The sequence below is a fragment of the Novosphingobium sp. BL-S-33 genome, assembly GCF_056857025.1.
The window spans coordinates 1,272,653-1,297,067 of the sequence record NZ_CM166475.1 but is presented as its reverse complement, the minus strand read 5'-3'; the positions used below and the strand labels follow the sequence as shown (position 1 = coordinate 1,297,067).

Genomic DNA, 24,415 nt, shown 5'->3' with positions numbered 1-24,415 from the left:
CGCGGCACAATGAATTTCAGATATTTATTTAGCAATGCCCAATCTCCCGACAAAACGGAATGGCAGGCTTTCAGTGTTTTAACTGGAAATCTGCCTTTCCGGACACGCCAACAAAGCCGGCATATTCGACATTGCCGAACATCCCGATAGCGGCCATTCTCGCGGGAAATTTTTGCGGACTACGAGAGGCGGCGGTGCTTTCCAATTCGACGAATAGGCTCAAATTGGCGGGTCTAAGTTTCCTATATGCCGGCAGTGTGTTCGTTCTCGACAAGCTGGGTGTTCATGACCTTGCCAGTCCATGGCTTTGGGTTTCCCTCGTCCCTCTTATTGTAATCTACGTAGGCGAGCGCGTCGGCTGGATTTCGATGTTTCGGGGAATATCACTCCCCGCGCTGTTACTGTGGGCCTCCGCGGACGCTGTGGTCTGGCTTGTGAACACCCAATCCACGGTGCCCGTGTGGATCGGATATTTCATAATGGGCTTGTTTTTCGGCGCTGCCGCCTTCGCTTTGATACGTACATGGACCTATCAGGATAATCCGCGCCACGTCCGGCTGCTAAAAGCCGCCTGTCCGCTTCCCCCAACCAAGCAGAATGGCAGGATTTCAGCGTTTTAATCGGAAAACTGCCTTTCCGGACACGCCGACGTAGCGGCCACTAGATCTTGCCTTGCCTACTCGGAAACAAGCCGTTCATTTTTGCAAGTTATTTAAGGGTTGAAGGATTGAGTCGCACGCGATTTCGAGACGGAATGAGGGAAATTCCACTATGAAGGCCACGTTAGCAACTTTTGTTCTCGCCCTCACTTTCCCGTCAACCGACTCTGCTGCGCAAGCTTTCGATAACCCGAGGGATTTGCAGCCGTATGGCGATCTTGGTTCTTGGCAAAAGGTTCTCGGCAAAGCCGAGATTAAACAAGAAGAGCAAGTTTATCAAAGCCGACTGGCTCATATAGGTATCAAGGCCACCGTCCATTCATGCCAGTTTGTCAGCCAGATTTCTCGCGGAGTAGCGGATGGGGCAACTGCAACTGGCGGCCTCTGCTCGATCTCGATCGGGCGTGAGGCTAAACGTGACTTCTGGGTTTGCGAAAACAATCTTGGATCATTCAACATAAGTGATGCTGAGCAATATAGTCTCGATTATGACACCTCGAAGAATTTCATAGGCAGTACTTGTTGGGGCTTTTGAATACGCGCAAAATCCGTACGGTTTACCCAAAGCAGACTGTCCGGTTTCTCCGACATCAAGGTCGTGCAGGCGGGCAAGAAAACCCGCCATATGGCGTCTTTCGCAGGCATCGCGACAATGAACCTACGGCCGCTTTGCAACAGTTGGCTTGGAGCCAAGAACGGCGGCTCCCGTCTGCCCAGCACACCCGCAGGCGAACGGCAATTTTTCAATATTTTAACCCGGAAGGCGCCGTTCCGGACACGCCGACTTAGCTGCCGTTGTTACTTGTCGGCCTGCTTGTTCAGTCGGGACATCTCACTAGGCTAAACATGCGCGTCTCCACCGCATCCGCATCGACCGCGCCACCCCGATCACCGTCCCCGAGGATCGCCCGAAGTTGCAGATGATCGCCCTCCAAATTGAACCCCATCGTGATCGCGCGGGGCAAGCGCTTGGCGCCCGGCTTTTTCGCTGCCTGCTTGATCGCCTCGGACGGCTCAACAGTTAGGATGACGTCAGTCGGTGAAGCATCCCCAACAAGAGCAATGTGGCCAAAATCAAACGTCCCGTCTGGCAGGTGCCAGCGAATTGTCTTGCCACTGAAAGTGGTGAAGCGCTTCCCGCACTCGCTAAGGCTGTTGGCCCACTTACCGTCAGCCATTCTGTCAAAGGTCGCGCTTTTTGTACCGCAGGCGGCTAGGACGAGGGTAGCTAGGGTTACAAATATCGTTCGCATAGTAGCAGCTTGTGCCTTAGCCGTGTTGCCAGACCGTAAACTGGTAGGCCGCTATGACACACTGATCGCGATTAAGCGGACGGTGCCGAATCCCCAGCAACGCTGAATGGCAGGCTTTCAGCGTTTTAATCGGAAATCTGCCATTCCGGACACGCCGACATTGCGGACGTTGATTGATGTCCCCCTCTGGTCGTGTCATGTCATGACGATGCGAGAGCGCTACGAACCTCCCTCGGATTTTCTGAAATTGGTTATCGCAGAGCAAGTGCCTCTGGCCGGTGGATTACACGCTGATGCAAACCTCCAAAGGCTAATAGAATTCACGCGGGACCCTGATCGGGTAAATCGCGATTGGGCCGTACTGCTTCTCAGCCAAGAGGGAGGCGACACATCCGCAGTGCGCGATGCCTTGTATCACGCGGCAACAGATGTGGACGATGTGGTCAGGGGCGAAGCGATACTCGGTCTTGCGGGACTCGATCCCGCTATCGCGCTGCCCTTTGTGCAAGTGGAACTCAGCAGGGATTCAGTCACGATCCCTATTTTGGAAGCAGCCAGCATTTGTGCCGATCCTTCGTTGATCGGTGACCTGAAAGTATGGAGCCAGCCTTCGGATCAGCCTTACGCAGACAGCCTCGCTGCGGAAGCATTGGCGGCTTGTGAGCGGACTGTCCGCTAATCCCGACGAAGCGGAATGACCGATTTTCAGGATTTTAATCTGATACCTGCCCTTCCGGAGACGCCAACATAGCGGACTTTTACTTACATCCCGCCTCGTCTGCGGTCCGACCGTAGTTAATTGCGGTGCCGTCCTTGGCGATGATCTGAAAACGCCCGCCGTAATCCTTCGGCTCCCGCATGTTTCGAGGGTCATCGGAGCGCTTCGACAGCAAAGGCCAAAAAAAGCCGATACCGCGTTCGTCGCGAACGAACACGTATTGCCCCGCTCCAATGGGCCGCAAACTGAGAGCCGGACTTACGGTGAAGTGGTACCCTTGTTTGTCCGGCTCTACCGAATAACTGAAGGTGCGTCGTTCAGGTTCTATAATCGTGATCGCGACCGCCCCGACTTTGAGAGACGGGACGCCTGACGCTGTATAACAACCCAGAACAGCGTTTCGGTTGATCGGTTCAGAACGTGCAAAGATCGCGATCAGCAGCACAGGGACCAGGATTGCCCCCATCGTCATGCAAAGAAAAATAATACGGACCTTGAGGGAAAGGCCCTCAAATATGCTTCCAGCCATGACCGAACACTGGCCTAAAGCCTTCGTTTCGTCATCGAAAATGTGTCTGCTTCCCCCAACATGGACGAACCCGCTTTCGCGGGAGGGGTGCGTGGTGAGAGGCAGGGGTATATCGTGAGGTTTTGGTCGGGGTGAGGTTTCCGTCCCAGAGTGAAGTTCCCTTGAACGAGAGGAACTCACGATGGCTACGATCTCCACTTCTGCCCCGATCAGCCCGCTGCGCCAGCGCATGCAGCACGACATGATGATGCGAGGCCTGCTGCCGCGCACACAAGACCAGTACATTCGGCACGTCCGGCGCTTCGCCGCCTACCTGGGCCGACCACCCGATACGGCAACCGCAGAGGATCTGCGCAATTTCCAGATCCACCAGCACGAGAGCGGAGCCAGCGCGGGCACCATAAACGGCGCGGTGTCGGCGTTGCGCTTCCTCTACACCGTCACGCTCCGGCGCCGGGACTTGGCACGCGCACTGGTCGCGACACGCCGCCCGGACAAGATGCGCGAAGTCCTCAGTGTCGAGGAGGCCACCCGTTTGCTCGAGGCGGCACCCGGCATCAAGTACAAAGCCGCGCTTGGCGTTGCCTATGGTGCAGGCCTGCGCGTTTCTGAGGTCGCGCATCTCAAGGTTGACGATATCGACAGCGAGCGCATGCTGATCCGGGTTGAACAGGGCAAGGGCGCGCGCGACCGCAACGCCATGCTGTCGCCGCATCTGCTTCAACTGCTCCGTCTGTGGTGGCGCGAGGGCAAGCGGCGCGGGGTGATGTTCCCGCATGGCTGGCTGTTCCCCGGGCGCAGCTACACCGATCCAATCTCATCGCGGCAACTCCACCGCGCCGTCCAGGAAGCCGCCGAGGTCGCGGGCATCCGCAAGCGCATCAGCCCGCACACCCTGCGCCACAGCTTCGCCACCCACCTGCTTGAACAGGACGTCGATATCCGCGTCATCCAGGTCCTGCTCGGACACGCCAAGATCGATACCACTGCGGTCTACACCAAGGTCTCGACCCGCACGATCCAGGCTGTCGCCAGTCCGCTCGACAGGGTTGTGGCCCTGATGGAGGGCAAGGCCCCTCCCGGCTGAGACCGTGCGCACCTCACTCGAGGTCGCCGATATCTTCCGCAGCGCCGGGCCCGGTTACAGGGCGGCCCATGCCGGACACCTGAGCCTCGCTCAGCTCAAGGTCATGACCGCGATCGAGAACTGCCGCACCGCAGCCCTCGGCGGCCACATCGAAGCGTGCCAGGACTGCGGGCATTGGCGTCTCGCCTACAACTCGTGCCGCCACCGGCATTGCCCCAAGTGTCAGGGCGCGGCCGCGCGCACCTGGTTGGCCGAGCGTGAGGCCGATCTCTTGCCGGTGGGCTACTTCCACGTGGTCTTTACCGTGCCCGCCGAGATCGCCTCCATCGCGCTACAGAACAAGGCCCTGGTCTACGACCTGCTGTTCAAGACGGCATCGGAGACGATGCTGACCATCGCTGCCGATCCCAAACACCTCGGCGCCCGCATTGGCATCACCGCTGTCCTGCATACGTGGGGATCGGCGATGACCCACCACCCGCACATCCACATGATCGTGCCGGGCGGCGGCATCGCACACGATGGCAAACGCTGGATCACTTCCCGGCCCGCATTCCTTCTACCCGTGCGTGTACTCGGCAAACTGTTCCGGCGCCTGTTCCTCGCCCGCCTGGCCGAACTCCATCGCGCCAGGCGGCTTGGCTTCTTCGGATCTCTGGCCGGTCTCGCCGATCCGCCCGCCTTCCAGCGCCACCTCGCCCCTGTCCGCAAGAAACCCTGGGTCGTCTACGCCAAGCCGCCCTTCGCCGGTCCCGAAGCGGTGCTCGCCTATCTCGCGCGCTATACCCACCGCGTCGCCATCTCGAACCGCCGCCTCATCGCCTTCGACGAGAATGGAGTGACGTTCCGCGTCAAGGATTACCGCCGCGACGGCGCCGATCGTCAGCGCGTCATGACGCTTGAGACCTACGAATTTATCCGCCGGTTCCTGACCCACGTCCTGCCCCGGGGCTTCCATCGCATCCGCCACTACGGCCTGCTTGCCGGCTCCGCGCGCAAGACGTCGCTTGCCTTGGCCCGTCACCTTCTCGATGTTGTCGCGCCGAGCGAGCCGCAGCCCGACCAGGCTGAAGACTATCGCCCACCGTGCCCGTGCTGCGGCGGCCACATGGTCATCATTGAGGCCTTCGTCCGCTGGCGGCAGCCACGTGCGCCGCCGCCGCCCACATTCGCCCGGATGCTTGCGCCATGACCCGGCATGGCTTGCGCCTCTCCAGGTTCGGCAGATCGGCACGCCGGGCAACCGCCCCGCACGCGCCTCATCTTATGACCACCTGGCTCGGCTCCCAACGAACGCCCTGGAAGCCCCTCTCCACACTTCCGAAACATCCCGGCACCGTCGGCGCTAGCCCGCGTCGCACCGTGCGCGGTGGCCCCAACCAGACCACCCCAAAGCACAAATCCCCATAGACCAGCCTATGCGGCCCGCGGGTTCCTCCATGTTAGAATTTCGTACGCAAGCGCCCGAAATCCTTCGACCTCTCTGCCATTCAGCCAATCTACGGGGCTATCCGAAAGCGGAAATTCATTAAGGGTGGAATTTGTTGACGTGGCCTAACGGCCTCTTGAGCCGCCACAATAAGGCGCGCCGGCGTTTAGACGAGCTTCCCGGCCTCGCGCCGCATGCCCGCCGTCATCCTGCGGAGCCTCTTAAGGTGATCGTCTGTACCGGTGATCCGAGCCATGGTGTCATGGTAGGGGCCAGTGCGCGCATCAATGCAGATGGGGGCGTCATTTGCGTTGAATGACGAAGCTCCCTACCTTCTTGCCCTCGTTGCTCCCCCTGTGGTTGTGGTACAGCCGATGGACCTGAAGTTTATCGGGTGTATTCGTTCTGATTGACAACTCGGCAATCTTCGCACGCGTGAACGTCGCGATAGCCTCGTTCAGCAACGCGTGAGGGCTTCGGCTTTCCTTGGCGTAATGGACGTTGCCTGATTGGCGGTAAACCACAAGAATCCAGTCACCATCGCCGGAGAGCAGCGCTTCTCCATTAAGCTCGTGCAGAAAAATCACCCGGCGATTTGATGGATCTTCAAGTGCATTCTCAGACGCGAAAAATCCGATAAGTAAAATTACACCGAATACAGCGACGGCGCCGAAGCTGACCAGAAGTTCAGTTGTCGATTGCTCTTTCGCCTTTGCGAGTGCATTTTCACTCGGGATTAGAAAACTGAACGCAGTAAATGCGATGACCTGCAACCGCCAGATTTTCATATCCGACTCCCGTAAGCCATAATATTAAATTATAGTTGCCGGCAATTCCTTATGCAACTGTGAGGCGGATCATATCTTCCTCCCCCGACATACCCAATGCGACCGCGCCGCATCTAGCGATGCACGCTGGATCGAGAACTTCCCCCCCGTACCCATCCGTCACCTCGTGGTCGCTGGTGACCTTGGTCACATTCAGCGCGAGAATGATCAGGGTCACGTCGCCCCATGCGCCCCTCCCGCGCGAGCGGGTTCGTCCAAGTCAGCGATACCAGTCCTTCGGCACCGTTGGCTGGAACGGCGGTTATGTTCCAGACCCGGTCGAAATCTAAATGCCTGCTTCCTGGCGCGGGAAAGCCGCGCTCTAACGTCTTGAATGGGCGCGTTGCTGCCGTCTCGCCCCGCCCCTTTGTCGCCGTTCAGCCGTTAATTTTCGAACGCCAGGTTCGGACGTTCCGCTCTTATGTTCGTTTTCAAGAGCGTTTGGCATGACAGTCTCCTTTCGTCGCTGACGACGAAATTTGGAAGTAAAGTTTGGTGTACGAAGTAGGAGACAGGGCTTTAGACGACGGTTGGCACACTCTTATTCGCGGGTTGGATACCGCATTTCCGTATGTTCGTCTGGGGCTGCCTCGGTCTTTTGTTCGGGCATAGACTTTAATAGTCCGCCACAAAGCGGATGCGAGGGTTCCCCACCGGGGCCCTGTCCCCAACTTCGTACATCAAACAGATGATATCGGCTTCGATTTTCTCCTTACTATGATTGCAGGCGTCCGCCTCAGTCCTGTGCGGCAGGTGAGACCTCTTGCCCAATGGCCCAAAGAAACGCCGCCATCTCGCGCGCAATCGCGGTTACGGCGACGGCCTTTCGCTTCCCGGCCGCCATAAGTTTTCGATAGCGAGCGCATAACCTGACTTGCGCCTTCCAGGCGATTTCCCGCACAGGGATTGGCAGATCTTCCAGGCGAGCTTGAAGCGTGTGGCTCACTCTAGCCGGGAAGCGATATGTCCACGCGCCCTCGACCAGCACCCGGCGCGCCCGCATGTTGCCTCCCTTCGTGATGCCGCCGCGCCTCACCCGTTCCCCAGTCGAACTTTCTGAGGGCACGAGCCCCAGATACGCCATCAACTGCGGGGCGCTGTCAAAGCGACGTATGTCCCCGATCTCGACAACAAAAGTGACAGCGGTGAGGAATGCAACGCCGCGCATCGCCTGATAGGCGTTGACGACGGGGGCCATCGACCAGGAGGCTGCCGTCTCGGAAACCTGTTTGGTGATCCTTTCCAAGCGGACTTCAGCATCCTCGATCGCTCGCATATATTCCTCGAGCACAATGTGGTGGGCTGGGTGCGTGAAGCTTTGCTTGGCCAGCCATCGACGATGGATCTTTGTCCATGTCGCCTTGCCTTTGTAGATCCGACCGTGTCGTAGCAGGAATGCCTGAAGCTGCTGGCGTGCTTTTCTCAGCGCGTCGTTGGCGGCTTCGCGCGCTCGTACAAGATCGCGTACTGCTTCATGCGCTTCGTCGGGCACCCATACTCGTGTCAACTCGCCAGCACGGTGGAGCCGAGCCAAGCTTAAGGCATCACGCCGGTTTGTCTTCACCCTGTCACCGGGACGCTTGGGGATAAGTGACGGTGCCACAACCTCGCAGTCATGACCCAGCCCCAGGATCTGGCGATAGAGATCGTATCCGGTCGGTCCAGCCTCGTAGCAAAAGTGAAGCCTGCCCCCGCGCTTTGCCAGCTTCGCCACCATCGCGACTACAGATGCAGGCTCCGACGAAATGTCACCAAAAAACCGCACTTCGCCAGTCCGATCACCTTCCGCAATTGCGACCGAGATCTTCAACTTTGACGTGTCGAGTCCGACGAAAAGTTCGCTATGCTCTTCCATGGTCCGCCCTCGCTTAAGCTTGGGGCACGGCGCTGGCCCTTCCGGCGCAACCCCCGATCCTAGCTTACCGTGGGGGCGGGCCACCTTCACCAATCGAACATACGGTCTTTCCCCTCTCCGGCACGCATGACTGGCCGATGCACGAACCGCTTCGCGGAGGGCGTAATCGGCGAGGTTCCTGCACGGATCGTGGGTCGCCCGGGGATTGAGCGTCGCGGGCGGTAGGTTGAGCATTCCGGCTCCTTTCAACCAAGGAGCCGAACGATGATCGAGTCTATTTCCGCCGCCCCCATCAGCCCGCTGCGCCAGCGCCTGATCGAAGACATGGAACTGCGCCATTTCTCGATCGAGACAAAGCGCAATTATATCCGCGACGTTGCACGCTTCGCGACTTGGCTTGGACGTCCTCCCGACAAGGCGACTGCGGAAGACCTGCGCCGTTTCCAGGTCGAGCAGCGCGAAGGGGGCATGCCGTCTCCCACCATGAACAGCGTCGTTGCCGCGCTGCGTTTCTTCTTCACGCACACGCTGGATCGACCGGATCTCTCCCGGCGGCTCTATCGTGAGAAGGTCGTGCGCAAATTGCCGGTCGTGCTGAGCCGCGAGGAAGTCGCGCGCCTGCTGCAGGCCACGACATGCCTCAAGCACCACGCCGCGCTGGCCGTTGCCTATGGCGCGGGACTGCGCGTGGCTGAGGTGTCGATGCTCAAAGTTTGCGACGTCGACAGCGAGCGCATGCTGCTGCGGGTCGAACGCGGCAAGGGCGGCCGATATCGCAACGCCATGCTCTCGGCCGACTTGCTCGCCCTCCTGCGCGAGTGGTGGAAGATCGGGCACCGTGAAGGCGTGATGCACCGCGACGGATGGCTGTTCCCCGGCCAGCACTACCTCAAGCCGATCAGCACCAAGCAGCTTCACCGCGTGGTCGTCGAAGCTGCCCAGTCCGCCGGGATCGCCAAGCACGTGAGCCCGCATACGCTGCGCCACAGCTTCGCCACGCACCTGCTCGAGGACGGGATCGATATCCGGATCATCCAGACCTTGCTCGGCCATGCCAAGCTCGAGAACACCGCCTTCTACACCAAGGTGGCAACACGCACCGTCCATGCCGTGGTCAGCCCGCTCGACAAGCTCGGGATCGTCATTCCGCCACCAGTCGCACCTGACGGCTGAGCCGTTGCGCGCCTCGCTCGAGGTCGCCGATATCTTCCGCAGCGCTGGGCCCGGCTACAGGACTGCCCATGCCGGGCATCTGAGCCTGGCCCAGCTCAAGGTCATGGCGGCAATCGAGAACTGCCGCACCGCCGCGCTCGGCGGCCACATCGAAGCCTGCGTGGACTGCGGCCATTGGCGGATCGCCTATAACTCGTGCCGCAACCGGCACTGCCCGAAGTGCCAGGGCGCCGCCGCGCGGACCTGGCTGGAAGAGCGCGAGGCCGACCTGCTTCCGGTGGGCTACTTCCACGTCGTGTTCACGCTGCCGGCGGAGATCGCCGCGGTAGCCCTGCAGAACAAGTCGGCGATCTACGACCTGCTGTTCCGCGCCGCATCGGAGACGATGCTGACCATCGCCGCCAACCCCAGGCATCTCGGCGCCCGTATCGGCATCACCGCCGTCCTGCATACCTGGGGGTCGGCGATGACGCATCATCCCCACGTGCACATGATCGTCCCGGGCGGCGGCATTGCGCCCGACAATGCCCGGTGGATCTCGTCGCGCCCCGCCTTCCTTCTGCCCGTACGGGTCCTGGGCAAGTTGTTCCGGCGCCTGTTCCTGGCCCGGCTGATGCAACTCCACGCAGCGGGCCGGCTCTCCTTCTTCGGATCCATGACCCATCTGTCGGAGCGCACAGCCTTCCTGCGGCATCTCAGGCCCACTCGCTGCAAGCGTTGGGTCGTCTATGCGAAGCCGCCCTTTGCCGGCCCGCAGGCCGTGCTCGCCTACCTGTCGCGCTACACGCACCGCGTTGCCATCTCTAACCAACGCCTTCTGCGCTTCGACGAGACCGGCGTGACCTTCCGCTACAAGGACTATCGCCGCGATGGTCCCGAGCGTCAGCGCGTCATGACTCTGACCGCCGATGAGTTCATCCGCCGCTTCCTGCTCCACGTTCTGCCCCGCGGGTTCCACCGCATCCGACATTACGGCTTGCTTGCCGGCTCATCCCGCAAGGCAAGCCTCGCCCTCGCACGACAATTGCTCGAGGTTGCCACCTCGCCAACGGCTTGTGCCGAAGAGGTCGCCAACGATCCGCTTCCGCCGTGCCCCTGCTGCGGCGGCCACATGATCGTCATCGAGACATTCACGCGCTGGTGCCAACCTCGCGCGCCGCCACATGCAGCCCTGCAACACCGGGAAGCCGTTCCATGACCCGGCATGGATCGCGGCCCTCGTGGGCCATCGCGCTCTCGCTTTGGCCATGGGCCCGCCTTGCGCCGAATGGTCAGAGCGCTCCTCAGAAAACACCGGATCGGCTGCTGGAACGCCTCGACGTCCCCCGGTCAGACGGCGAAACCAACCTCGACCGGTCCGTTCAATGGCGCTCGCGTCGCCGCTCCATCGCCATCCCGGCGGCCCCAAAAGCGAAATATCCATAGACCAGTGAGCGGGGCCCGCGGGTTCGTGCCTCGGAGACTTTCGTACGCCTATCGGCGCCCGAAACTCTTCACGGTAGCTGACTGTCGCGTTTGGAGCGCTGAGTAGCGACTTGCTGCCGCTAAGCCATGTCGCAAGGGGTTGCGACGCTTTTCCAATCCGAGACAGAGTGTATCGCGCATTCGCCTCCCCACAAGCGGCAAGAGATCGTGCGCAAGGCACGTTCCCGGCGGGGTCGCGTGTCGTTTACCGGAAAACATGTGATTTTTGTTAGGCGACACCAAAATATGTGATGTGTTCCGCGGCTACAGCGCGCGCCTTGAGAACTTGAGCAAAGACGGTCGTTATTTAGACCAAATTGTCTAAACTTCTTTCATTGGCCAATGCCGGGGAACGCGCAGGCCAGCGTCTGCAATCTCGGCCTGCAACCTGTCTGACATGCACAGCAAATAACTGCAGAATCGCGGCTCGATCCATAAATGCGCATCTCCGATCATCTCTCTTCGGAAAGCAAGATGACGCATCAGGGATGCTTTTTCCTCATGCGACACAGAAAGACGATCCTGGGTAATCCTGAACGAATTAGGGCGACTTTGCACTTCTGAGAAACTGTCGATCCGCCTCTCTACCACAAGAATGTATCGGCTGCCGATCGGTTCAGGATCTCGATCCCTTCTGACTTCAATTGGCACGAAGGTATGAACTCCGGGTTCCAGCCAGTCGATGAATGACTTCAAAGCTTCATCCACTGTCAGAACCGGCCCGCTGAACGTGGCGAGCGAGGCCAGCTTGTTGAAGTTTCCGCTAGTATCCTTGATGTAATAGAGAGGCTTTTCGTGGTCCCGTATGCATTCGTCCGCTCCCTCGTGTGCGGAGCCGAAGAACTCGCGACGCATGGAAAACTTGTTGACTGCGTGGCAGGCATACCTATGTGCGCCCGAGCGATTTTCATCTTGAAAGATCGCCTGTTCGCCCAAAGGCATTTGATCTGCAAAGTGGCGCTTGAGGCGCTCTCGCCAACCATCGGAGGAAATTCCAGCCGAACCTTCGAATTTACCCGGAAGAAAGAAGCCATTGCTTCCGGGCGGGTGGTTCATTCCCCAAACCAAGACAACCTCCGTATCCTGAATAGCTTGGATTTCTCCGCCGCTTCCGTTGGTCGTATGAAGGAATCAGCTTAAAGTTCTATTGCTGATGCGGCGTCGTGTCACACGACAGTCGGCTCGCGAGACATAGCAAACGGATATTCGACAATCAGGTGGTTTCCCGCATGGCCGGTTTGCTGAGCGCGCATTTGGACGTTGAATGACCGACTTGGGGCGCTTTGCTGCTCAGCACCTCATGTATCAATTGTCGCGCCACCCTATGCCGTGAAGAATCGGCATTCCGGCCAGTTCCGCTGTTCAGTTGGTTAGGTTTTGCCGATTGGCCGATCCTTGAGCCAGAGGCCGAATTGCCGCATGACCTCGACCACTGGCACAAGGCGTTGGCCATCCTCGGTCAGATCATATTCGACCGTCACCGGCACCGTCGCGAAAACGCGGCGACTGACCAGTCTCGCTTCTTCCAGCGCACGAAGATCGAGCGTCAGCATGCGTTGCGAGATGCCGGGGATACAGCGGCGCAGTTCGCTGAAGCGCTTCGGCCCATCGAGCAGATAGGAGACGATGAGCAAGCGCCACCGCCCGCCTAGCAGGCGCATGGCTTCCTCCACGGAACAGCCCGTCACATTCGTCCTTCGATTGACCCGGAACTGATGATCCGAATGCTGCTCATCGGCTACTGCCTGGGGATGGATCATAACATCTGCCTCTCACCCTCGCAGAAGCGTCCAGCCGTTTGCAGGTCTTCGGTCCCTAAACGCCGACATACTGTTCATCCAAGGCGTTTCTGGCTTGGCGGCATGAGCAATCGTGCTCGCGACTACCCGGTGGGTTTCGATTTAGGCGACCTCCTGTGTTAGGCAAGCCCATGTCCGACCGGTATTATTCCGACCTGCGCGCATTGCGCTGCGTTATCGATCAAGGCAGTTTCGTTGCCGCGGCCAGAGACCTTCGAGTGTCACGCTCTGCGCTCAGCGAGACGATCCGCCGGCTGGAAGGCCTTGTCGGCGTGCAATTGCTCAACAGAACAACGCGTAGTGTCAGTCCCACGCCCGCGGGCGAGCGTCTTGCCGCACGGTTCGGTTTGGCCTTCGAGGAGATCGAGGCTGCCTTGAGCGAAGCCAGCGCTATGGGGAGAGAGGTCACCGGGGTGGTGCGTGTTCACGCACAACGCCTGGGGTATGAACTCTTCCTGCGTTCGTTTCTGCCAGGGTTCGTTCGCCGCTTCCCCAGAAATAGTGTGGAGGTCCAGATCGACGACTCCGGCGTGGATATCGTTTCGGAGCGGTTCGACGTGGGGATACGGCTTGGAGAAATGCTGGATCAGGATGTCATCGCCTTTCATCTTCAGCCCAATGTGAGGCAGATTGCTGTCGCCGCCCCGGCCTATCTCGACGAATATGGCGTGCCGCTTCATCCGCGTGAGCTTCGCGATCATCTTTGCATCGGTTTCCGCTGGCCGGGCCATGCAGCCTTGTACAACTGGGAGTTCTGCGAAAATGGTGCGTGGTTCTCCGTACCAGTATCTGGCCCTTTGACCTTCAACGATCAGCGGGCAGCACTCGATGCCGCGATCGCCGGCGCGGGTGTTGCGTTCTGGCTCGAGAGCGAGGTCGAACCGCACATTGCCGCCGGACGTCTTGCACCAATCCTGACGGCCTATTCCGCCGTTTTCCCGGGTTTTGCACTCTACTACCCGCCACATCGTCATCGGTCCGCCGCAGTGAAGGCCTTCATCACAGCCTTGCGTGAGGTGGGAAACCATTGAGCGATTGTATCGGAATGACCGAACAACTCATCCGGAATGTGCGGTATTAACGTTATGGCACGGCCGCTCCAAATGATGTTCTCGACATCATTGGAGGCCGATATGGATACGAAGATCACTGCTGGAGATTTTGCGGGCAAAGTCGCGATCGTCACAGGTGCCGCTAGCGGTATTGGCCGCGCGACCGTGGAACTGCTACATGCACGCGGCGCATCTGTAATCGCCGAGGATCGCAATTCAGAGGTCAAGGCGCTTGCCCGGCTCGGGATCATCCCTGTTGTCGCCGATGTGGCGGACGAAAGCGCTGCCTGTGTGGCTGTGGCGACAGCGATCGAGCGGTTTGGAAAATTGGACATCCTCGTCAACAATGCGGGTATCATCATCAACAAGCTGGTGGTGGACACGACCCTCGACGACTGGGACCGAATCTTCGCCGTCAATATTCGAGGCGTGTTCCTGCATTCGCGGGAGGCAATGCGGGCGATGATCCCGAAGGGGAACGGCGCAATCGTCAATGTGGGGTCCTATGCCTGCTTCCAGACATTCCCCTCGATCTCGGCTTATGCGGCGTCGAAAGGCGCGCTTGCTCAGTTCACCCGAACTCTGGCGGTGGAAGCGATAGGCCATGGCATTCGCGTGAATGCGGTGGGCTCTGGGGATACCGTGACAAATATCCTCAATCTCATCCACGAGGACGGCCCGTCGGCGCTTGCCGACTATGGCAAACACGCACCCATCGGACGAGCCGCGCAACCTGAGGAGATAGCCAAGGTAATCGCCTTCCTCGCATCCGACGAAGCGAGCTTCATGGTTGGATCCGTCGCAATGGCAGATGGAGGAAAGAGCGTAGTGCTGCCCGCCTGACCAGTCCAGGGCGCGCTCCTTGAGTGCGACTTCCCTGCCAGCGGCGCGAGGCAGAGCGCGTTCGCCAATCAGCTTCATCACCCTTCAAGTATCTCGATGGCGCATTATGCGCTTACGTCTTGGCGCAAGCATGTCCTGATACTGGCCGCAACCGCGCCTTGGAGGTGAGTGTCGGGCCGCCGTCCTTCACCAAAAACTGACGATGCGAGGATCTCGTTATATAAGGATCGCTATATAACCTTGACGCACTCGCTACTCCATTATATAGTGATTATTATATAATGGAGTTCAGATGGCCCGGCCCCGCGAATTTGACGAATCCGACGTGTTGGACCGGGCCATGGCGGTGTTCATTTCGCATGGGTACGAAGGGGCTTCCATGGCCGCTTTGTCGTCCGCAATGTCTTTGACGCCGCCAAGCATCTACGCGGCGTACCAAAGCAAAAGAGGTCTCTTCGAGGCTGTCCTCAATCATCACGTCCTATGTCAGGGTGAAGCGCGCGCGCGCGTCCTCGCCTCGCCAACAGCGCGGGAGGTTGCCGAAGCGTGGCTCATAGAGGCCGCGAAGGGCCTTACCAATCCCGAGGAGGGCGCCAGGATTTTAGTGGCAGGAGGCCTTTCGGCTGGGCCGGGTAACGAGGACGTGCCGTTCGCGCTCGCCCGTCGCCGGCAGGCGAATGAGCTGGCGCTCTGGGATAGGTTCGAGCAGGCAAGGGCCGCTGGCGACCTTGCAGCCGACGCCGATCCCGCTGGCCTCGCCGCCTTCATCACGACCGTTCATGACGGAATGTCCGTCCGCGCCGCATCGGGCGCAACGTTCGACGTGCTGGAGCAGATCGCCCGCCAGGCCATGAAGAGCTGGCCAAAATAACGACAATCCGGATTGCCCGGCTGCATCAAGTCTTTCTGAGCATATCGCGTAGATCGAAACAGACCTCCGATGCGGGAGGGCTCAGCTCAGGGGTAGCGCATCAAGCCAAGGCATTCATCAACGGTCAAAAAACGGACTCTCGACATGGATCTCCAAATCGACGGCAAGACGGCTCTGGTCACAGGCAGCAGCAAGGGGATCGGCGCCGCAATTGCTCGGAAGCTCGCTCAGGAGGGCGCGACCGTCATCGTTCACGGCCGCGATGGCGTTCAAGCTGAAAGCGTCGCGCAGTCCATTATTAACGAGGGGTGGCGCGCCCGTTTCGTCATCGGTGATCTGACTTCGGAGAGCGACGTGCAGCGGCTGACCGAGGAGGCCGAGGCGACCAGCGGGAGGATCGACATACTGGTAAACAATGCGGGCGGATCGGGGGGCAATAAGGGGGCGTGGAACGGCGCGCAGGCTGCCAACTGGGCTGCTGCGTATGATCGCAACGTCCTGACAGCCCTTCGCGTGATTACGCGGCTGCTTCCCGGGATGCAGGCTGCGAAGTGGGGCCGGATCATCAACATTTCCAGTTTGGCGGCCACTGTGCCGCCTGCCGGCGCGGGCGACTATTCAGCCGCCAAGGCTGCGATCAACGCCATGACGGGCTCGCTGGCTAAGGCCGCGGCCGGCGACGGGATAACGGTCAATGCCATCTCGCCCGGCACCATCCACAGCGACACGTTCGATAAGCGTTTCCGGGAAACAGCAGCCGATCGTGGACTGGCAAAGGCAGACGCACCTTGGGAGGAGATCGAGCGGGCAGTTCTGCCGCTCTTCGCCCAAGTCCCAATGGGGCGGGTCGGCCACCTAGAGGAAATCGCCTCTGCCGTTGCCTTTCTCGCTAGCCCGCTCGCCGCCTACATCACGGGCATAAATCTCCGCGTCGATGGAGGAATGGCGGCGAGCGGCCTTTAGATCGCGGTTTCTCCTAAAGGAGATGGCCGCAGCGACGTATCGCATCGCTCGACTGCGAAGAGCAGGCCGACGCCCGTGGGGGAAAATGAAACGTGAGTAACAGTAAACGAGGTGTCATGCGGGAAAGGCAATTGGTGCCGGTCCCACAATCAATCAGTTTGGAAGCACAGGCGGCGTTGCAGCGTCTCGTGGGTGACGACGGCATACCCGTGAATGCATTGTACGACATGCCTGCCCCCGACGCGAAGGAAGCCTGGCGCGGCCTCAAGACGGCAGCCAACCTGCAATATGCATCCTCGGTTCGAGACCTAGGTGGCACCGTTCGCGCAAGCCTCGCAGCGATCAAAATCGGCGAGACCACGATTCACCTCGCTACGCCCGAGGACCTGGTTCGGTCAGATTGCGCCTATGTCGACCTACACGGCGGCGCGCTCGTGTTCGGCGGGGGCGACGCATGTCGCGAAGGTGCTCGTATGCAGGCCGACCAACACGGCGTCAGATGCTATGGCGTCGATTACCGCACACCGCCGGAGCACCCCTATCCCGCAGCGCTCGACGACTGCCTGGTGACCTACCGCCATGTGCTGGAGCGGCACGAACCCAAGAATATCGTGATCGGAGGAAGGTCGGCCGGCGGTAACCTCGCTGTTGCGATGCTGCTTCGCGGAAGGGAAGAGGGGCTCCCGATGCCCGGAGGCCTCGTTCTTCTGTCGCCGGAGGTCGATCTCACCGAATCAGGCGACAGCTTCCAGGTGAACCGGATGGTCGACGTAGTGCTGCCCGGCTCGCTCATGTCGGCGAACCTACTCTATGCCGACGGCGTGGATCTCGCGCATCCTTATCTTTCTCCGTTGTTCGGCGATCTTGCGGGACTGCCACCCACATTCATTCAGACCGGCACACGCGACCTTTTTCTGTCCAATGCCGTACGCCTTCACCGCGCGTTGCGGCGGGCTGATGTGGTGACCGAGTTGCATGTTTTCGAGGCCATGCCCCATGGTGGGTTCATGGGCGGCACGCCGGAGGATCGGGAACTGGCTGAAGAGACGGTCCGGTTCGTGCGGACCCGCTGGCGCCAAAGCCAGCAGGATGCTGTCCTCTAAGGGGCGGTGAGAGGATGTTCGTGCCTTGAAGATGAACGTGCCTATCGAAGGCAACGTTGTCGCTATCACGGGGAGCAGTAGTTCGGCCAGCTTCACGAGGACGTTTCCGCGGAGGTTGCGAAAGCAAACATCGAGAGCGGCGTGACGCCTGGAAAGCCTGCTTAACGGAGGTCTCGTTTTAAGGAGGACGCTTTGGATTCTGGACGACTGCCATGTCGGCGGATTTCGAGCTAAGCCGGGCAGGGCGCTTACGGCGGGTTGCGACCCATGCACGAACCCGCTTCGCGGGAGGGGCGCGTGGGGCCGCCTCGCCACGCCCCATTCTTTCCGTAAAGCCGCCAAATTTCGACGCCCAGGTGCGGACTGTCCGCTATTCCGGCAGTTCCCGACCAACATTCGCCGTTCGCCTCATCGCTACGGACCGCCCGTTTCTGGGATAAGCCGCCATTGGTGAAACCTGTCGATCAGGCATTGCGGACGATCAGATTTCCGGATCACTTGAAGGGACCTGATTGGAAGACCTAGCCTCAACAGCCGTCACCAACCGAGAGTGTCGCGCGCCTTATGCAGCTTGCGTAATCCCGGTGAATGCCTGGACGAGCGCGTCGAACGTGAACCTATAGCGGCTGCCGTTTCGCAGGTCTTCGTGCATCACGATCCAAACCGGCAGAGGCAGATCGAATGCGTCTGCCAGCACGCGACAAAGATCTGGATCGCGCCCGGCAACCACGGTCTGGCAAATGCCGATGCCGAAACCCGCGCGGATGGCTTCGAACTGGGCCGCCGCGTCGTCGACGCGCAGGGCGAACATCGAGCGCTCGATCCCCGGCAAATGGCGCATCCCTGCCCGGGTGAATGGCGTTTCGGCATCGAAGCCGATCAGGTCGTGTTCGCGCAGCTCTCCGATCCGGTTCGGCCAACCTCTTCGCTCGAGATAGCTGTGGTGTGCGTGAAAGCCCAGTCGGACGGATCCCACGCGCTTCGCCACCAGCGATTTCTGCTCTGGCTGTGCCATCCGAATCGCGATGTCGGCCTGGCGTTGCAGCAGGTCGTCCAGGTCGTCGGTCAACGCCAGCTCGAAGTGCAGCCTGGGTTGCGCATGTCGCAGGCCGGTCAGGATCGCCGGCAGATGGTGCGTTCCCACCGCCTGGCTGGCGGTGATGCGCACCGTGCCTTCCGGCATCCCCGGCGCGCCTTCGGCGGATCTGCGGAGCGCCTCCGCCGCGGCGACAAGCGCTTCGGCGTGCGGGCGCAGCGCCAACGCGTGATCCGTCGCTGACAGACCCCGCTGCGAACGGATGAACAGCTTGGCATCGATCGCCTGCTCCAGCGCATCAATGTGGCGGGCAATGCTGGGCTGGGTCATGCCGAGCGCGCGCGACGCAGCCGAAAGCGAGCCCTGCTGCAGCACCGCGGCAAAGCTGCGGTAGACATCCCAACTCGGTTCCTTGGTCATCTATTTTCGTATAGCGGATGCACACCATACGACAATTCCCGTTTACCTGCATCGGCGTCATCTTGCCTCCAGACAAACAAGGAGGCGAACGATGAAGAAAGCAGCCCTGGTGCTGGGTGCGACGGGTGGAGTGGGCGGCGCCGTGATGCATCGTCTGATCGCTGGCGGTTGGAGGATCAAGGCGCTGACCCGCCGCGCCGATGTCGACTTCCCGGAAGGATGCGGGGCGGTGATGGGGGATGCGATGGATTTCGCTTCGGTTGCATCTGCCGCCCAATACGCGTCGGTCATCGTCCACGCGGTCAACCCGCCGGGCTATCGCGACTGGGATCGCCTTGTCCTGCCGATGCTGGACAACACGATCCGCGCCGCATCTATCATCGGCGCCCGCATCCTCTTGCCGGGGACGATCTATAATTACGGGCCGACCGTGTTCCCGAACATTGTAGAGGACGCACCGCAGACGCCGAAGACGCGGAAAGGCTTGATCCGCGTGGAGATGGAGCAGCGGCTCCGCATCGCGGCGGAACAGGGGAAGTGCAGCGCGCTCATCGTCCGGGCGGGCGACTTTTTCGGCCCTGGTGCGGCGAACAACTGGTTCGGGCAGGGCATGGTGGCTCCCGGGGGCCGTCCCAAGGCCATTCGTAATCCGGGCACGCGAGGCGTCGGCCACCAATGGGCATATCTGCCCGACGTCGCCGAAACCATGGTCGGGCTGCTGGAGCGCACGGATCTGCCAGCCTTCGCCTCATTTCACATGGAGGGGCACTGGGACCATGACGGGCGCCAGATGGTGCAGGCCATCGCCCGCGTGCTCGGGGATCCCGTTGTGCCGATCCGTTCGCTGCCATGGTGGCTACTTCGCATCGCCGCGCTGGTGGCGACTACGCCGCGTGAAATGATGGAGATGCGCTATCTCTGGCGGCAGCCGGTCCACATGGCCAATGACCGGCTCGTGGCGACACTGGGCGGTGAGCCCCGCACGCCGCTCCTCGAAGCGGTGCGCGCAACGCTGACCGATCTGCAATGCATCTGAGGCCGCCGCAGGCGTGGTGGCGCGCGGTGTGCCCTGACCGTCACGCCTACCCTCGACCCACGCCCCTTCGACCTGCAAAGAGCGACGCCATGCAACTGTTAGCGCGGACACTTTTCGTTCTGATCTGGTCCACCGGCTTCAACGTGGCGCGGGCAACGACACCCTACGCCAGCGCGGAACTCGTGCTCACGGCCCGGCTAGTTATCATTGCGGTGCTGCCCACTTTACCATTCTGAGCGCCGAAGGCTGGCCGTGAAGAGACCGGCGGCTTTCGGATCGCGAAGGGGAGACAGCTGCCGTTCCAATATCGCCAACGTTACGGTCGTTGCAATCTGTCGTACCATCTGGCTACCTAACTCTATGAATACAGCCTCAATTGAGCATCTATGGTCGAGCTTGTGGGCGACGCACTTTGTCGACGGGGAGGCTCGCCTGCGATTCGAGTTGGGCGGCGAAGAGTTCGATAATACCGTCCAGCAAGTTCCTCGCTTTCTTCAAGCCCATCGTCGAGCATCTATCATAGCTGATACGCTGTTCACCGAGAACTGCGTGGCAGTCGTTGCTTGGAATGGGCAAGTGCCATTTCCAGCAGGACTTCCTGAGGAAGTGACGGACGGATTTGCCGCCTTGCAGTCCACGGGATTTGACAGGCCACTGATAAGCGAATGGCAGGCAACGCTTTATCCTGATCCAGATGACGAGGCGTATTTATGGACACTGCGCAGCTATGATCTGGGTCAAGACAAGTTGGCTCGCGACACCATTCTTTGGCACGCCATTGCCTGCGAGATGCCCATCTATCCGAGCGCTCCGGTCGTAACCTTCCTACTTGATCCTTTTGAATCTGTGATGCTGCATGTCTACGACGACCGAGGAATGGACGTGATTGCATTTGAGCCAGCCAAGCTTCATGGAATTCACGCCGATTTCGCCGATTGGCTTCTGGACCACGACCGTGAACGGATGGAGAAGCTGTTCTAGAACTTATGGCAGCAAACCCCCGGCAAAGCGGAATGGCGGATTTTCAGAGTTTTAATCTGAAACCGGCCATTCCGGACACGCCAACTAAACGGAATCTGGACAACTTCAGAGGCCGTCTTTTCGAAGCCCTGCCGATAATGCACCAATGCCTTTATGGAGCATGAAAAAGATCGATACATAGGCGAAAGGGAACGGCGGACAATTCTCTACACAGCTGTAGGGATTGTAGGATTCTTCCTCTTTATAAATGACCTAGTGGGCGAGATTAATGGCGGCGGGATCATATTGCTCATGTCCGGTATCCGAGCAGCAAATGCTCAAGTTCCGGCCATCGATATTGATAGAGCCGGCCTGAGAACAGTATTCATGGTGGGATGTGCCTTCGTGATCGCCAGCATCGGAATGGCATTGAAGGCCGACATCACCAAAAAGGGGCCGCAATTCCTCTTCATTTTCTCTATCATCGCTGGCGGATTCATTGCGGATTCAACGTTTGATGAGCCTCTGATCGACAGGTACATGACCGCACGTGGGTACAGCCATTGTGCTCGCCGGGATCACGAGGTGGGGCGCGGCAAAGGGAGTGTTTGGTTCGATAGTTATGTATTGAACGCTGCAGCTTGCTCTAGAGTTGGATCTGCGCGTTGACGTCCAGTTGCCCCAACCAAGCGGAATGTCAGGGTTTCAGCGTTTTAATCGGAAACCTGCCGTTCCGGACAGCCGGCGCTGCGGACATAGAAATTGCCTCTGATCGTACACTGTGGTCAGACTGGACTATGAGAAATTCATGCGTCTTTTTGCCTGCCTTGCAGCCGTCTCTTTGATGGGCTTTGGGTCCGATGCCGCATATGCGAAGTCGGCACGACACGGGCGACCAAGTGCTTGTGCAGAGGTGGTGGGAATTTTTCGATATTTTTGGGAAGGGAGCATGCTCTTTACTAGAGACTGTGGTGGCGAAGAGGCTTTCATCCCGCTGCTTGATGCCCCCAATATAATGGAAAAGCTGGGGCTTCGTAATAATGCCCCTCAGACTGGTACCCTCGATATTTGCGTCAAAATTCAAGGGAAGCCCGACTATCGGCAGCGCGACGATGTTGGTCGACCAGCCTATCTGATACGCAATGTGGTTTGGGCCAAACCTGCGACCTCATCCAACTATTGCGTGGAATAAAGTGACGTCCGCATCTTCCGACAAAGCGGGATGACCGATTTTCAGGTTTTCAATCTGAAAGTTGCCACTCCGGACGCGCCAACGAAGCGGTCGTTAACGATTCGTCTTATTATGCTTGAAACCCGCTGCGAATTAGAATTGGCGCTATGAGAAAAAGACCTCCCATCCTCTCTCCGCTCCTCACCTCATTTATGATGGCAGCGCTCGGGGCATGTGATAGCCGCGATTTCCAAACCCTACCGGATGGTGTGAACTCCGTAAGGGTCGAGATGGGTCTCTTTTCTAGCGAATGGACAGTAACCGTCAGGAACAAGGGTGGTAGCGCATCGGATACGATGTTCGCCGCAAACGATCATCAACTTACCAACATATATCTCACGCCAACAAATCAACTGGTGGCCATTGAGCAAGGTGGCAGTGATGCGTTCTTCGCTCTGCCTCAGGACAGCTCTCCTGAGGCACTTAATGGAAGCCGATACAAGGAACGTGACACGCGATCTGATACTTGGCGGTATATTGGTGTAATCCGAAACGGAGATTTCATTTCCGCAAATGAAGCGCCAGAATGCATAGGTTTATTGGGTGCAGGGAATTCACCGTACCGAAAAAAATACCAAGCCCCCGATTTTTGTTGAGAAGACTAATGCATCTGGACCCAAAGCGACGGTAATTCTCACAGCAGCTCGGAAAACTGCCAAGCCGCTTTCCCCAACAAAGCGGAATGGCGGATTTTCAGAGTTTTAACCGGCAACCTGCCGTTCCGGACACGCCAACTTAGCGGACGTTGCGGCTCCAAGCAGGTCGGATATAGAAGGCCACATGACGACCTTACTTCTTTGGACGCTCGCTTCACTCTCAGGTGCCCTATACTGCGCTGTGAAAGCCGTGATTGATTTCCGCACACGCAGATACGTTTGGGGAGTATTCGGGCTGATCAGCGCTGCGCTTTTCATTTTCACTCCCGTCCAGACCCACTCAGTGACAGTGGATTTGCCGGCAGCAGAGAAATGACTGCATCCGCCGGCAAAGAGGAATGGCAGATTTTTAGGACTTTAATCCGAAAGTCGCCTTTCCGGACACGCCGGCGTTGCGGACATTGATGTGCGTAGTAGGCGGTAGTCATGAGTGAGAGTTACGAAGGCTTGCCGCCCGAAGATCGCGCCGGCTGCATTTCAGCGGCGACCATTGGCGTACCCGTCCTGATACTCGATCTGGCCCGTGCGATGGGCGATGCAGGGCCGAAGCGAAACGAACTCATCGATCGCATCCCGATCTTCTTGCCCACTCTATTCATTGTGATAGCCATCTTTTTCATAAGCCGCGCGGTAGTTCGCTACCTGAAATAGCGTGCCCGCTTCCCCCAATATTGCGATCATTGAGTATTGCATCAAGCGCTCAGAGCACCAATTTAATTGCAACAAACACCATAGCGGCCCCAATCGGGAGACCCCAATTCAATAACCATCGTCTGAAGAGGTGCTGAGGGTGCTGAGATCGCCACTGCGTTGGCGAGACAAGCTCTCCATTCCTAGCAGCTGAAATAACTGCTGACATTTCTTCGTAGGTTGCCCCAAAGTGGCTCGGAGGCAATCTAAGCTTCCGACCAGTCGCCCTTTCGATGATCTGAAGCAATTCAACTCCCTGACTGCCATAGCTTTTTTCCGGGCCATCGAATTCTTGCCAGTTGTAGGCGGTTTCGCGCTCACGCATTGAGCGATTTTCCCAACGGATGCCTCGCAGAGAGATTTCCATTTTTGGAGGCCAACGTAGTTTTGCAAAAATAACGTAATCGATCCAAAGAAAAATTGGAGCAATAAATAGCATTACCCAAGCATTGCTCATCTTTCTGTCACCCAGGATGACGGCATCATATGCCAGAGCAAGAATGCCGAACGTGATAGGGGCCAAAAAAAGCGCAACCAATACGAACCGAAGTCGGTTGGCTTGGTAAGTGATGACGCCGTCGTGAAATTGCATGACAAATGTGTTATCATTGTCAGTGTGATGCGTCGATGCGTTCGACGTCGCTCTATGTCAGCCAAGCCCGGTCATCAGCGACACCGCACAGCGCTCACGAAAGCGGAATGGCAGTTATCTAGGGATTTAATCTGAAACCGGCTGTTCCGGACACGCCAACTTTGCGGAC

General features: G+C 59.0%; 27 protein-coding genes. 19 read left to right on the top strand and 8 right to left on the bottom strand.

What is annotated here, in order from left to right:
- The first annotated feature begins 59 nt into the window (after positions 1-59).
- Entirely contained in the window at positions 60-620 is a 561-nt protein-coding gene (locus tag AC1VVM_RS22365) for a hypothetical protein (RefSeq protein WP_482956545.1), read from the top strand.
- A 151-nt stretch (positions 621-771) separates the two neighbouring features.
- Positions 772-1,194 (top strand): hypothetical protein, encoded by a 423-nt coding sequence (locus AC1VVM_RS22360; protein WP_482906441.1) that lies wholly within the window; start codon positions 772-774, stop codon positions 1,192-1,194.
- A 283-nt stretch (positions 1,195-1,477) separates the two neighbouring features.
- Here AC1VVM_RS22360 and AC1VVM_RS22355 read toward each other — a convergent pair whose 3' ends face one another.
- Positions 1,478-1,837, bottom strand: a complete 360-nt coding sequence (locus AC1VVM_RS22355) for a hypothetical protein (RefSeq protein ID WP_482956544.1) — start codon at positions 1,835-1,837, stop codon at positions 1,478-1,480.
- Between the two features lie 181 nt (positions 1,838-2,018).
- On the opposite strand from AC1VVM_RS22355, the gene AC1VVM_RS22350 reads away from it, so the two are divergent.
- Positions 2,019-2,591, top strand: a complete 573-nt coding sequence (locus tag AC1VVM_RS22350) for a lyase (protein ID WP_482956543.1) — start codon at positions 2,019-2,021, stop codon at positions 2,589-2,591.
- Between the two features lie 79 nt (positions 2,592-2,670).
- On the opposite strand, the gene AC1VVM_RS22345 is transcribed toward AC1VVM_RS22350, so the two are convergent.
- Positions 2,671-3,159: a hypothetical protein gene (locus AC1VVM_RS22345; protein WP_482956542.1), complete on the bottom strand. Its 489-nt coding sequence runs from the start codon at positions 3,157-3,159 to the stop codon at positions 2,671-2,673.
- 181 nt (positions 3,160-3,340) lie between these two features.
- Here AC1VVM_RS22345 and AC1VVM_RS22340 point away from each other — a divergent pair, with 181 nt between their 5' ends.
- On the top strand, positions 3,341-4,246 hold the full coding sequence (locus tag AC1VVM_RS22340) for a tyrosine-type recombinase/integrase (protein WP_482906432.1): 906 nt from the start codon (positions 3,341-3,343) through the stop codon (positions 4,244-4,246).
- Positions 4,247-4,250: 4 nt separating this feature from the next.
- Positions 4,251-5,438 carry an IS91 family transposase gene (locus AC1VVM_RS22335; RefSeq protein WP_482956541.1) on the top strand — a complete coding sequence of 396 codons (1,188 nt, stop codon included), beginning with the start codon at positions 4,251-4,253 and terminating at the stop codon, positions 5,436-5,438.
- Between the two features lie 539 nt (positions 5,439-5,977).
- Here AC1VVM_RS22335 and AC1VVM_RS22330 read toward each other — a convergent pair.
- Positions 5,978-6,463, bottom strand: coding sequence for a hypothetical protein (locus tag AC1VVM_RS22330; RefSeq protein WP_482956540.1), 486 nt, complete (start codon positions 6,461-6,463; stop codon positions 5,978-5,980).
- A 775-nt stretch (positions 6,464-7,238) separates the two neighbouring features.
- Positions 7,239-8,357, bottom strand: a complete 1,119-nt coding sequence (locus AC1VVM_RS22325; RefSeq protein ID WP_482956539.1) for an IS110 family RNA-guided transposase — start codon at positions 8,355-8,357, stop codon at positions 7,239-7,241.
- Positions 8,358-8,621: 264 nt separating this feature from the next.
- On the opposite strand from AC1VVM_RS22325, the gene AC1VVM_RS22320 reads away from it, so the two are divergent.
- The gene (locus AC1VVM_RS22320; RefSeq protein WP_482956538.1) at positions 8,622-9,530 is read left to right on the top strand and encodes a tyrosine-type recombinase/integrase; all 909 of its coding nucleotides are present in this window, start codon (positions 8,622-8,624) and stop codon (positions 9,528-9,530) included.
- Between the two features lie 4 nt (positions 9,531-9,534).
- Positions 9,535-10,728 carry an IS91 family transposase gene (locus tag AC1VVM_RS22315; RefSeq protein ID WP_482956537.1) on the top strand — a complete coding sequence of 398 codons (1,194 nt, stop codon included), beginning with the start codon at positions 9,535-9,537 and terminating at the stop codon, positions 10,726-10,728.
- Between the two features lie 587 nt (positions 10,729-11,315).
- Here the strand turns inward: AC1VVM_RS22315 and AC1VVM_RS22310 are convergent.
- Positions 11,316-12,050 (bottom strand): imm11 family protein, encoded by a 735-nt coding sequence (locus AC1VVM_RS22310; protein WP_482956536.1) that lies wholly within the window; start codon positions 12,048-12,050, stop codon positions 11,316-11,318.
- 314 nt (positions 12,051-12,364) lie between these two features.
- Positions 12,365-12,682, bottom strand: coding sequence for a winged helix-turn-helix transcriptional regulator (locus tag AC1VVM_RS22305; protein WP_482956535.1), 318 nt, complete (start codon positions 12,680-12,682; stop codon positions 12,365-12,367).
- A gap of 242 nt (positions 12,683-12,924) precedes the next feature.
- Here AC1VVM_RS22305 and AC1VVM_RS22300 point away from each other — a divergent pair, with 242 nt between their 5' ends.
- From AC1VVM_RS22300 to AC1VVM_RS22280, 5 genes are all read left to right on the top strand, one after another.
- On the top strand, positions 12,925-13,824 hold the full coding sequence (locus tag AC1VVM_RS22300) for a LysR family transcriptional regulator (protein WP_482956534.1): 900 nt from the start codon (positions 12,925-12,927) through the stop codon (positions 13,822-13,824).
- Positions 13,825-13,926: 102 nt separating this feature from the next.
- Positions 13,927-14,688, top strand: a complete 762-nt coding sequence (locus AC1VVM_RS22295; protein ID WP_482956533.1) for an SDR family NAD(P)-dependent oxidoreductase — start codon at positions 13,927-13,929, stop codon at positions 14,686-14,688.
- 292 nt (positions 14,689-14,980) lie between these two features.
- Complete coding sequence (locus AC1VVM_RS22290; RefSeq protein ID WP_482956532.1) at positions 14,981-15,559, top strand: TetR/AcrR family transcriptional regulator; 579 nt, start codon at positions 14,981-14,983, stop codon at positions 15,557-15,559.
- Positions 15,560-15,703: 144 nt separating this feature from the next.
- Positions 15,704-16,522 (top strand): SDR family NAD(P)-dependent oxidoreductase, encoded by an 819-nt coding sequence (locus AC1VVM_RS22285; protein WP_482956531.1) that lies wholly within the window; start codon positions 15,704-15,706, stop codon positions 16,520-16,522.
- Between the two features lie 92 nt (positions 16,523-16,614).
- Positions 16,615-17,625: an alpha/beta hydrolase gene (locus AC1VVM_RS22280; RefSeq protein WP_482956530.1), complete on the top strand. Its 1,011-nt coding sequence runs from the start codon at positions 16,615-16,617 to the stop codon at positions 17,623-17,625.
- A gap of 562 nt (positions 17,626-18,187) precedes the next feature.
- Here the strand turns inward: AC1VVM_RS22280 and AC1VVM_RS22275 are convergent.
- Complete coding sequence (locus tag AC1VVM_RS22275) at positions 18,188-19,081, bottom strand: LysR family transcriptional regulator (protein ID WP_482956529.1); 894 nt, start codon at positions 19,079-19,081, stop codon at positions 18,188-18,190.
- Positions 19,082-19,172: 91 nt separating this feature from the next.
- On the opposite strand from AC1VVM_RS22275, the gene AC1VVM_RS22270 reads away from it, so the two are divergent.
- The 7 genes from AC1VVM_RS22270 (at position 19,173) to AC1VVM_RS22240 (ending at position 23,615) form a co-directional block, all read left to right on the top strand.
- The gene (locus tag AC1VVM_RS22270) at positions 19,173-20,117 is read left to right on the top strand and encodes an NAD-dependent epimerase/dehydratase family protein (protein WP_482956528.1); all 945 of its coding nucleotides are present in this window, start codon (positions 19,173-19,175) and stop codon (positions 20,115-20,117) included.
- Between the two features lie 89 nt (positions 20,118-20,206).
- Entirely contained in the window at positions 20,207-20,353 is a 147-nt protein-coding gene (locus AC1VVM_RS22265) for a hypothetical protein (RefSeq protein WP_482956527.1), read from the top strand.
- A 124-nt stretch (positions 20,354-20,477) separates the two neighbouring features.
- Positions 20,478-21,098: a DUF3885 domain-containing protein gene (locus AC1VVM_RS22260; RefSeq protein WP_482956526.1), complete on the top strand. Its 621-nt coding sequence runs from the start codon at positions 20,478-20,480 to the stop codon at positions 21,096-21,098.
- 153 nt (positions 21,099-21,251) lie between these two features.
- Entirely contained in the window at positions 21,252-21,746 is a 495-nt protein-coding gene (locus AC1VVM_RS22255; RefSeq protein WP_482956525.1) for a hypothetical protein, read from the top strand.
- A 139-nt stretch (positions 21,747-21,885) separates the two neighbouring features.
- On the top strand, positions 21,886-22,269 hold the full coding sequence (locus AC1VVM_RS22250; protein WP_482956524.1) for a hypothetical protein: 384 nt from the start codon (positions 21,886-21,888) through the stop codon (positions 22,267-22,269).
- A gap of 146 nt (positions 22,270-22,415) precedes the next feature.
- Entirely contained in the window at positions 22,416-22,904 is a 489-nt protein-coding gene (locus AC1VVM_RS22245) for a hypothetical protein (RefSeq protein WP_482956523.1), read from the top strand.
- 486 nt (positions 22,905-23,390) lie between these two features.
- On the top strand, positions 23,391-23,615 hold the full coding sequence (locus AC1VVM_RS22240) for a hypothetical protein (RefSeq protein WP_482906421.1): 225 nt from the start codon (positions 23,391-23,393) through the stop codon (positions 23,613-23,615).
- Between the two features lie 49 nt (positions 23,616-23,664).
- On the opposite strand, the gene AC1VVM_RS22235 is transcribed toward AC1VVM_RS22240, so the two are convergent.
- Positions 23,665-24,246, bottom strand: coding sequence for a hypothetical protein (locus AC1VVM_RS22235; protein WP_482956522.1), 582 nt, complete (start codon positions 24,244-24,246; stop codon positions 23,665-23,667).
- Positions 24,247-24,415: the final 169 nt, after the last annotated feature.

Bases quoted from the DNA above. Each gene is read 5' to 3' on its own strand.
- AC1VVM_RS22365 (WP_482956545.1), top strand. From the start codon at position 60: ATGGCAGGCTTTCAGTGTTTTAACTGGAAATCTGCCTTTCCGGACACG.
- AC1VVM_RS22360 (WP_482906441.1), top strand. From the start codon at position 772: ATGAAGGCCACGTTAGCAACTTTTGTTCTCGCCCTCACTTTCCCGTCA.
- AC1VVM_RS22355 (WP_482956544.1), bottom strand. From the start codon at position 1,837: ATGGCTGACGGTAAGTGGGCCAACAGCCTTAGCGAGTGCGGGAAGCGC.
- AC1VVM_RS22350 (WP_482956543.1), top strand. From the start codon at position 2,019: ATGGCAGGCTTTCAGCGTTTTAATCGGAAATCTGCCATTCCGGACACG.
- AC1VVM_RS22345 (WP_482956542.1), bottom strand. From the start codon at position 3,159: ATGGCTGGAAGCATATTTGAGGGCCTTTCCCTCAAGGTCCGTATTATT.
- AC1VVM_RS22340 (WP_482906432.1), top strand. From the start codon at position 3,341: ATGGCTACGATCTCCACTTCTGCCCCGATCAGCCCGCTGCGCCAGCGC.
- AC1VVM_RS22330 (WP_482956540.1), bottom strand. From the start codon at position 6,463: ATGAAAATCTGGCGGTTGCAGGTCATCGCATTTACTGCGTTCAGTTTT.
- AC1VVM_RS22325 (WP_482956539.1), bottom strand. From the start codon at position 8,357: ATGGAAGAGCATAGCGAACTTTTCGTCGGACTCGACACGTCAAAGTTG.
- AC1VVM_RS22320 (WP_482956538.1), top strand. From the start codon at position 8,622: ATGATCGAGTCTATTTCCGCCGCCCCCATCAGCCCGCTGCGCCAGCGC.
- AC1VVM_RS22310 (WP_482956536.1), bottom strand. From the start codon at position 12,050: ATGAACCACCCGCCCGGAAGCAATGGCTTCTTTCTTCCGGGTAAATTC.
- AC1VVM_RS22300 (WP_482956534.1), top strand. From the start codon at position 12,925: ATGTCCGACCGGTATTATTCCGACCTGCGCGCATTGCGCTGCGTTATC.
- AC1VVM_RS22295 (WP_482956533.1), top strand. From the start codon at position 13,927: ATGGATACGAAGATCACTGCTGGAGATTTTGCGGGCAAAGTCGCGATC.
- AC1VVM_RS22290 (WP_482956532.1), top strand. From the start codon at position 14,981: ATGGCCCGGCCCCGCGAATTTGACGAATCCGACGTGTTGGACCGGGCC.
- AC1VVM_RS22285 (WP_482956531.1), top strand. From the start codon at position 15,704: ATGGATCTCCAAATCGACGGCAAGACGGCTCTGGTCACAGGCAGCAGC.
- AC1VVM_RS22275 (WP_482956529.1), bottom strand. From the start codon at position 19,081: ATGACCAAGGAACCGAGTTGGGATGTCTACCGCAGCTTTGCCGCGGTG.
- AC1VVM_RS22270 (WP_482956528.1), top strand. From the start codon at position 19,173: ATGAAGAAAGCAGCCCTGGTGCTGGGTGCGACGGGTGGAGTGGGCGGC.
- AC1VVM_RS22265 (WP_482956527.1), top strand. From the start codon at position 20,207: ATGCAACTGTTAGCGCGGACACTTTTCGTTCTGATCTGGTCCACCGGC.
- AC1VVM_RS22260 (WP_482956526.1), top strand. From the start codon at position 20,478: ATGAATACAGCCTCAATTGAGCATCTATGGTCGAGCTTGTGGGCGACG.
- AC1VVM_RS22255 (WP_482956525.1), top strand. From the start codon at position 21,252: ATGGAGCATGAAAAAGATCGATACATAGGCGAAAGGGAACGGCGGACA.
- AC1VVM_RS22250 (WP_482956524.1), top strand. From the start codon at position 21,886: ATGCGTCTTTTTGCCTGCCTTGCAGCCGTCTCTTTGATGGGCTTTGGG.
- AC1VVM_RS22245 (WP_482956523.1), top strand. From the start codon at position 22,416: ATGAGAAAAAGACCTCCCATCCTCTCTCCGCTCCTCACCTCATTTATG.
- AC1VVM_RS22240 (WP_482906421.1), top strand. From the start codon at position 23,391: ATGAGTGAGAGTTACGAAGGCTTGCCGCCCGAAGATCGCGCCGGCTGC.
- AC1VVM_RS22235 (WP_482956522.1), bottom strand. From the start codon at position 24,246: ATGCAATTTCACGACGGCGTCATCACTTACCAAGCCAACCGACTTCGG.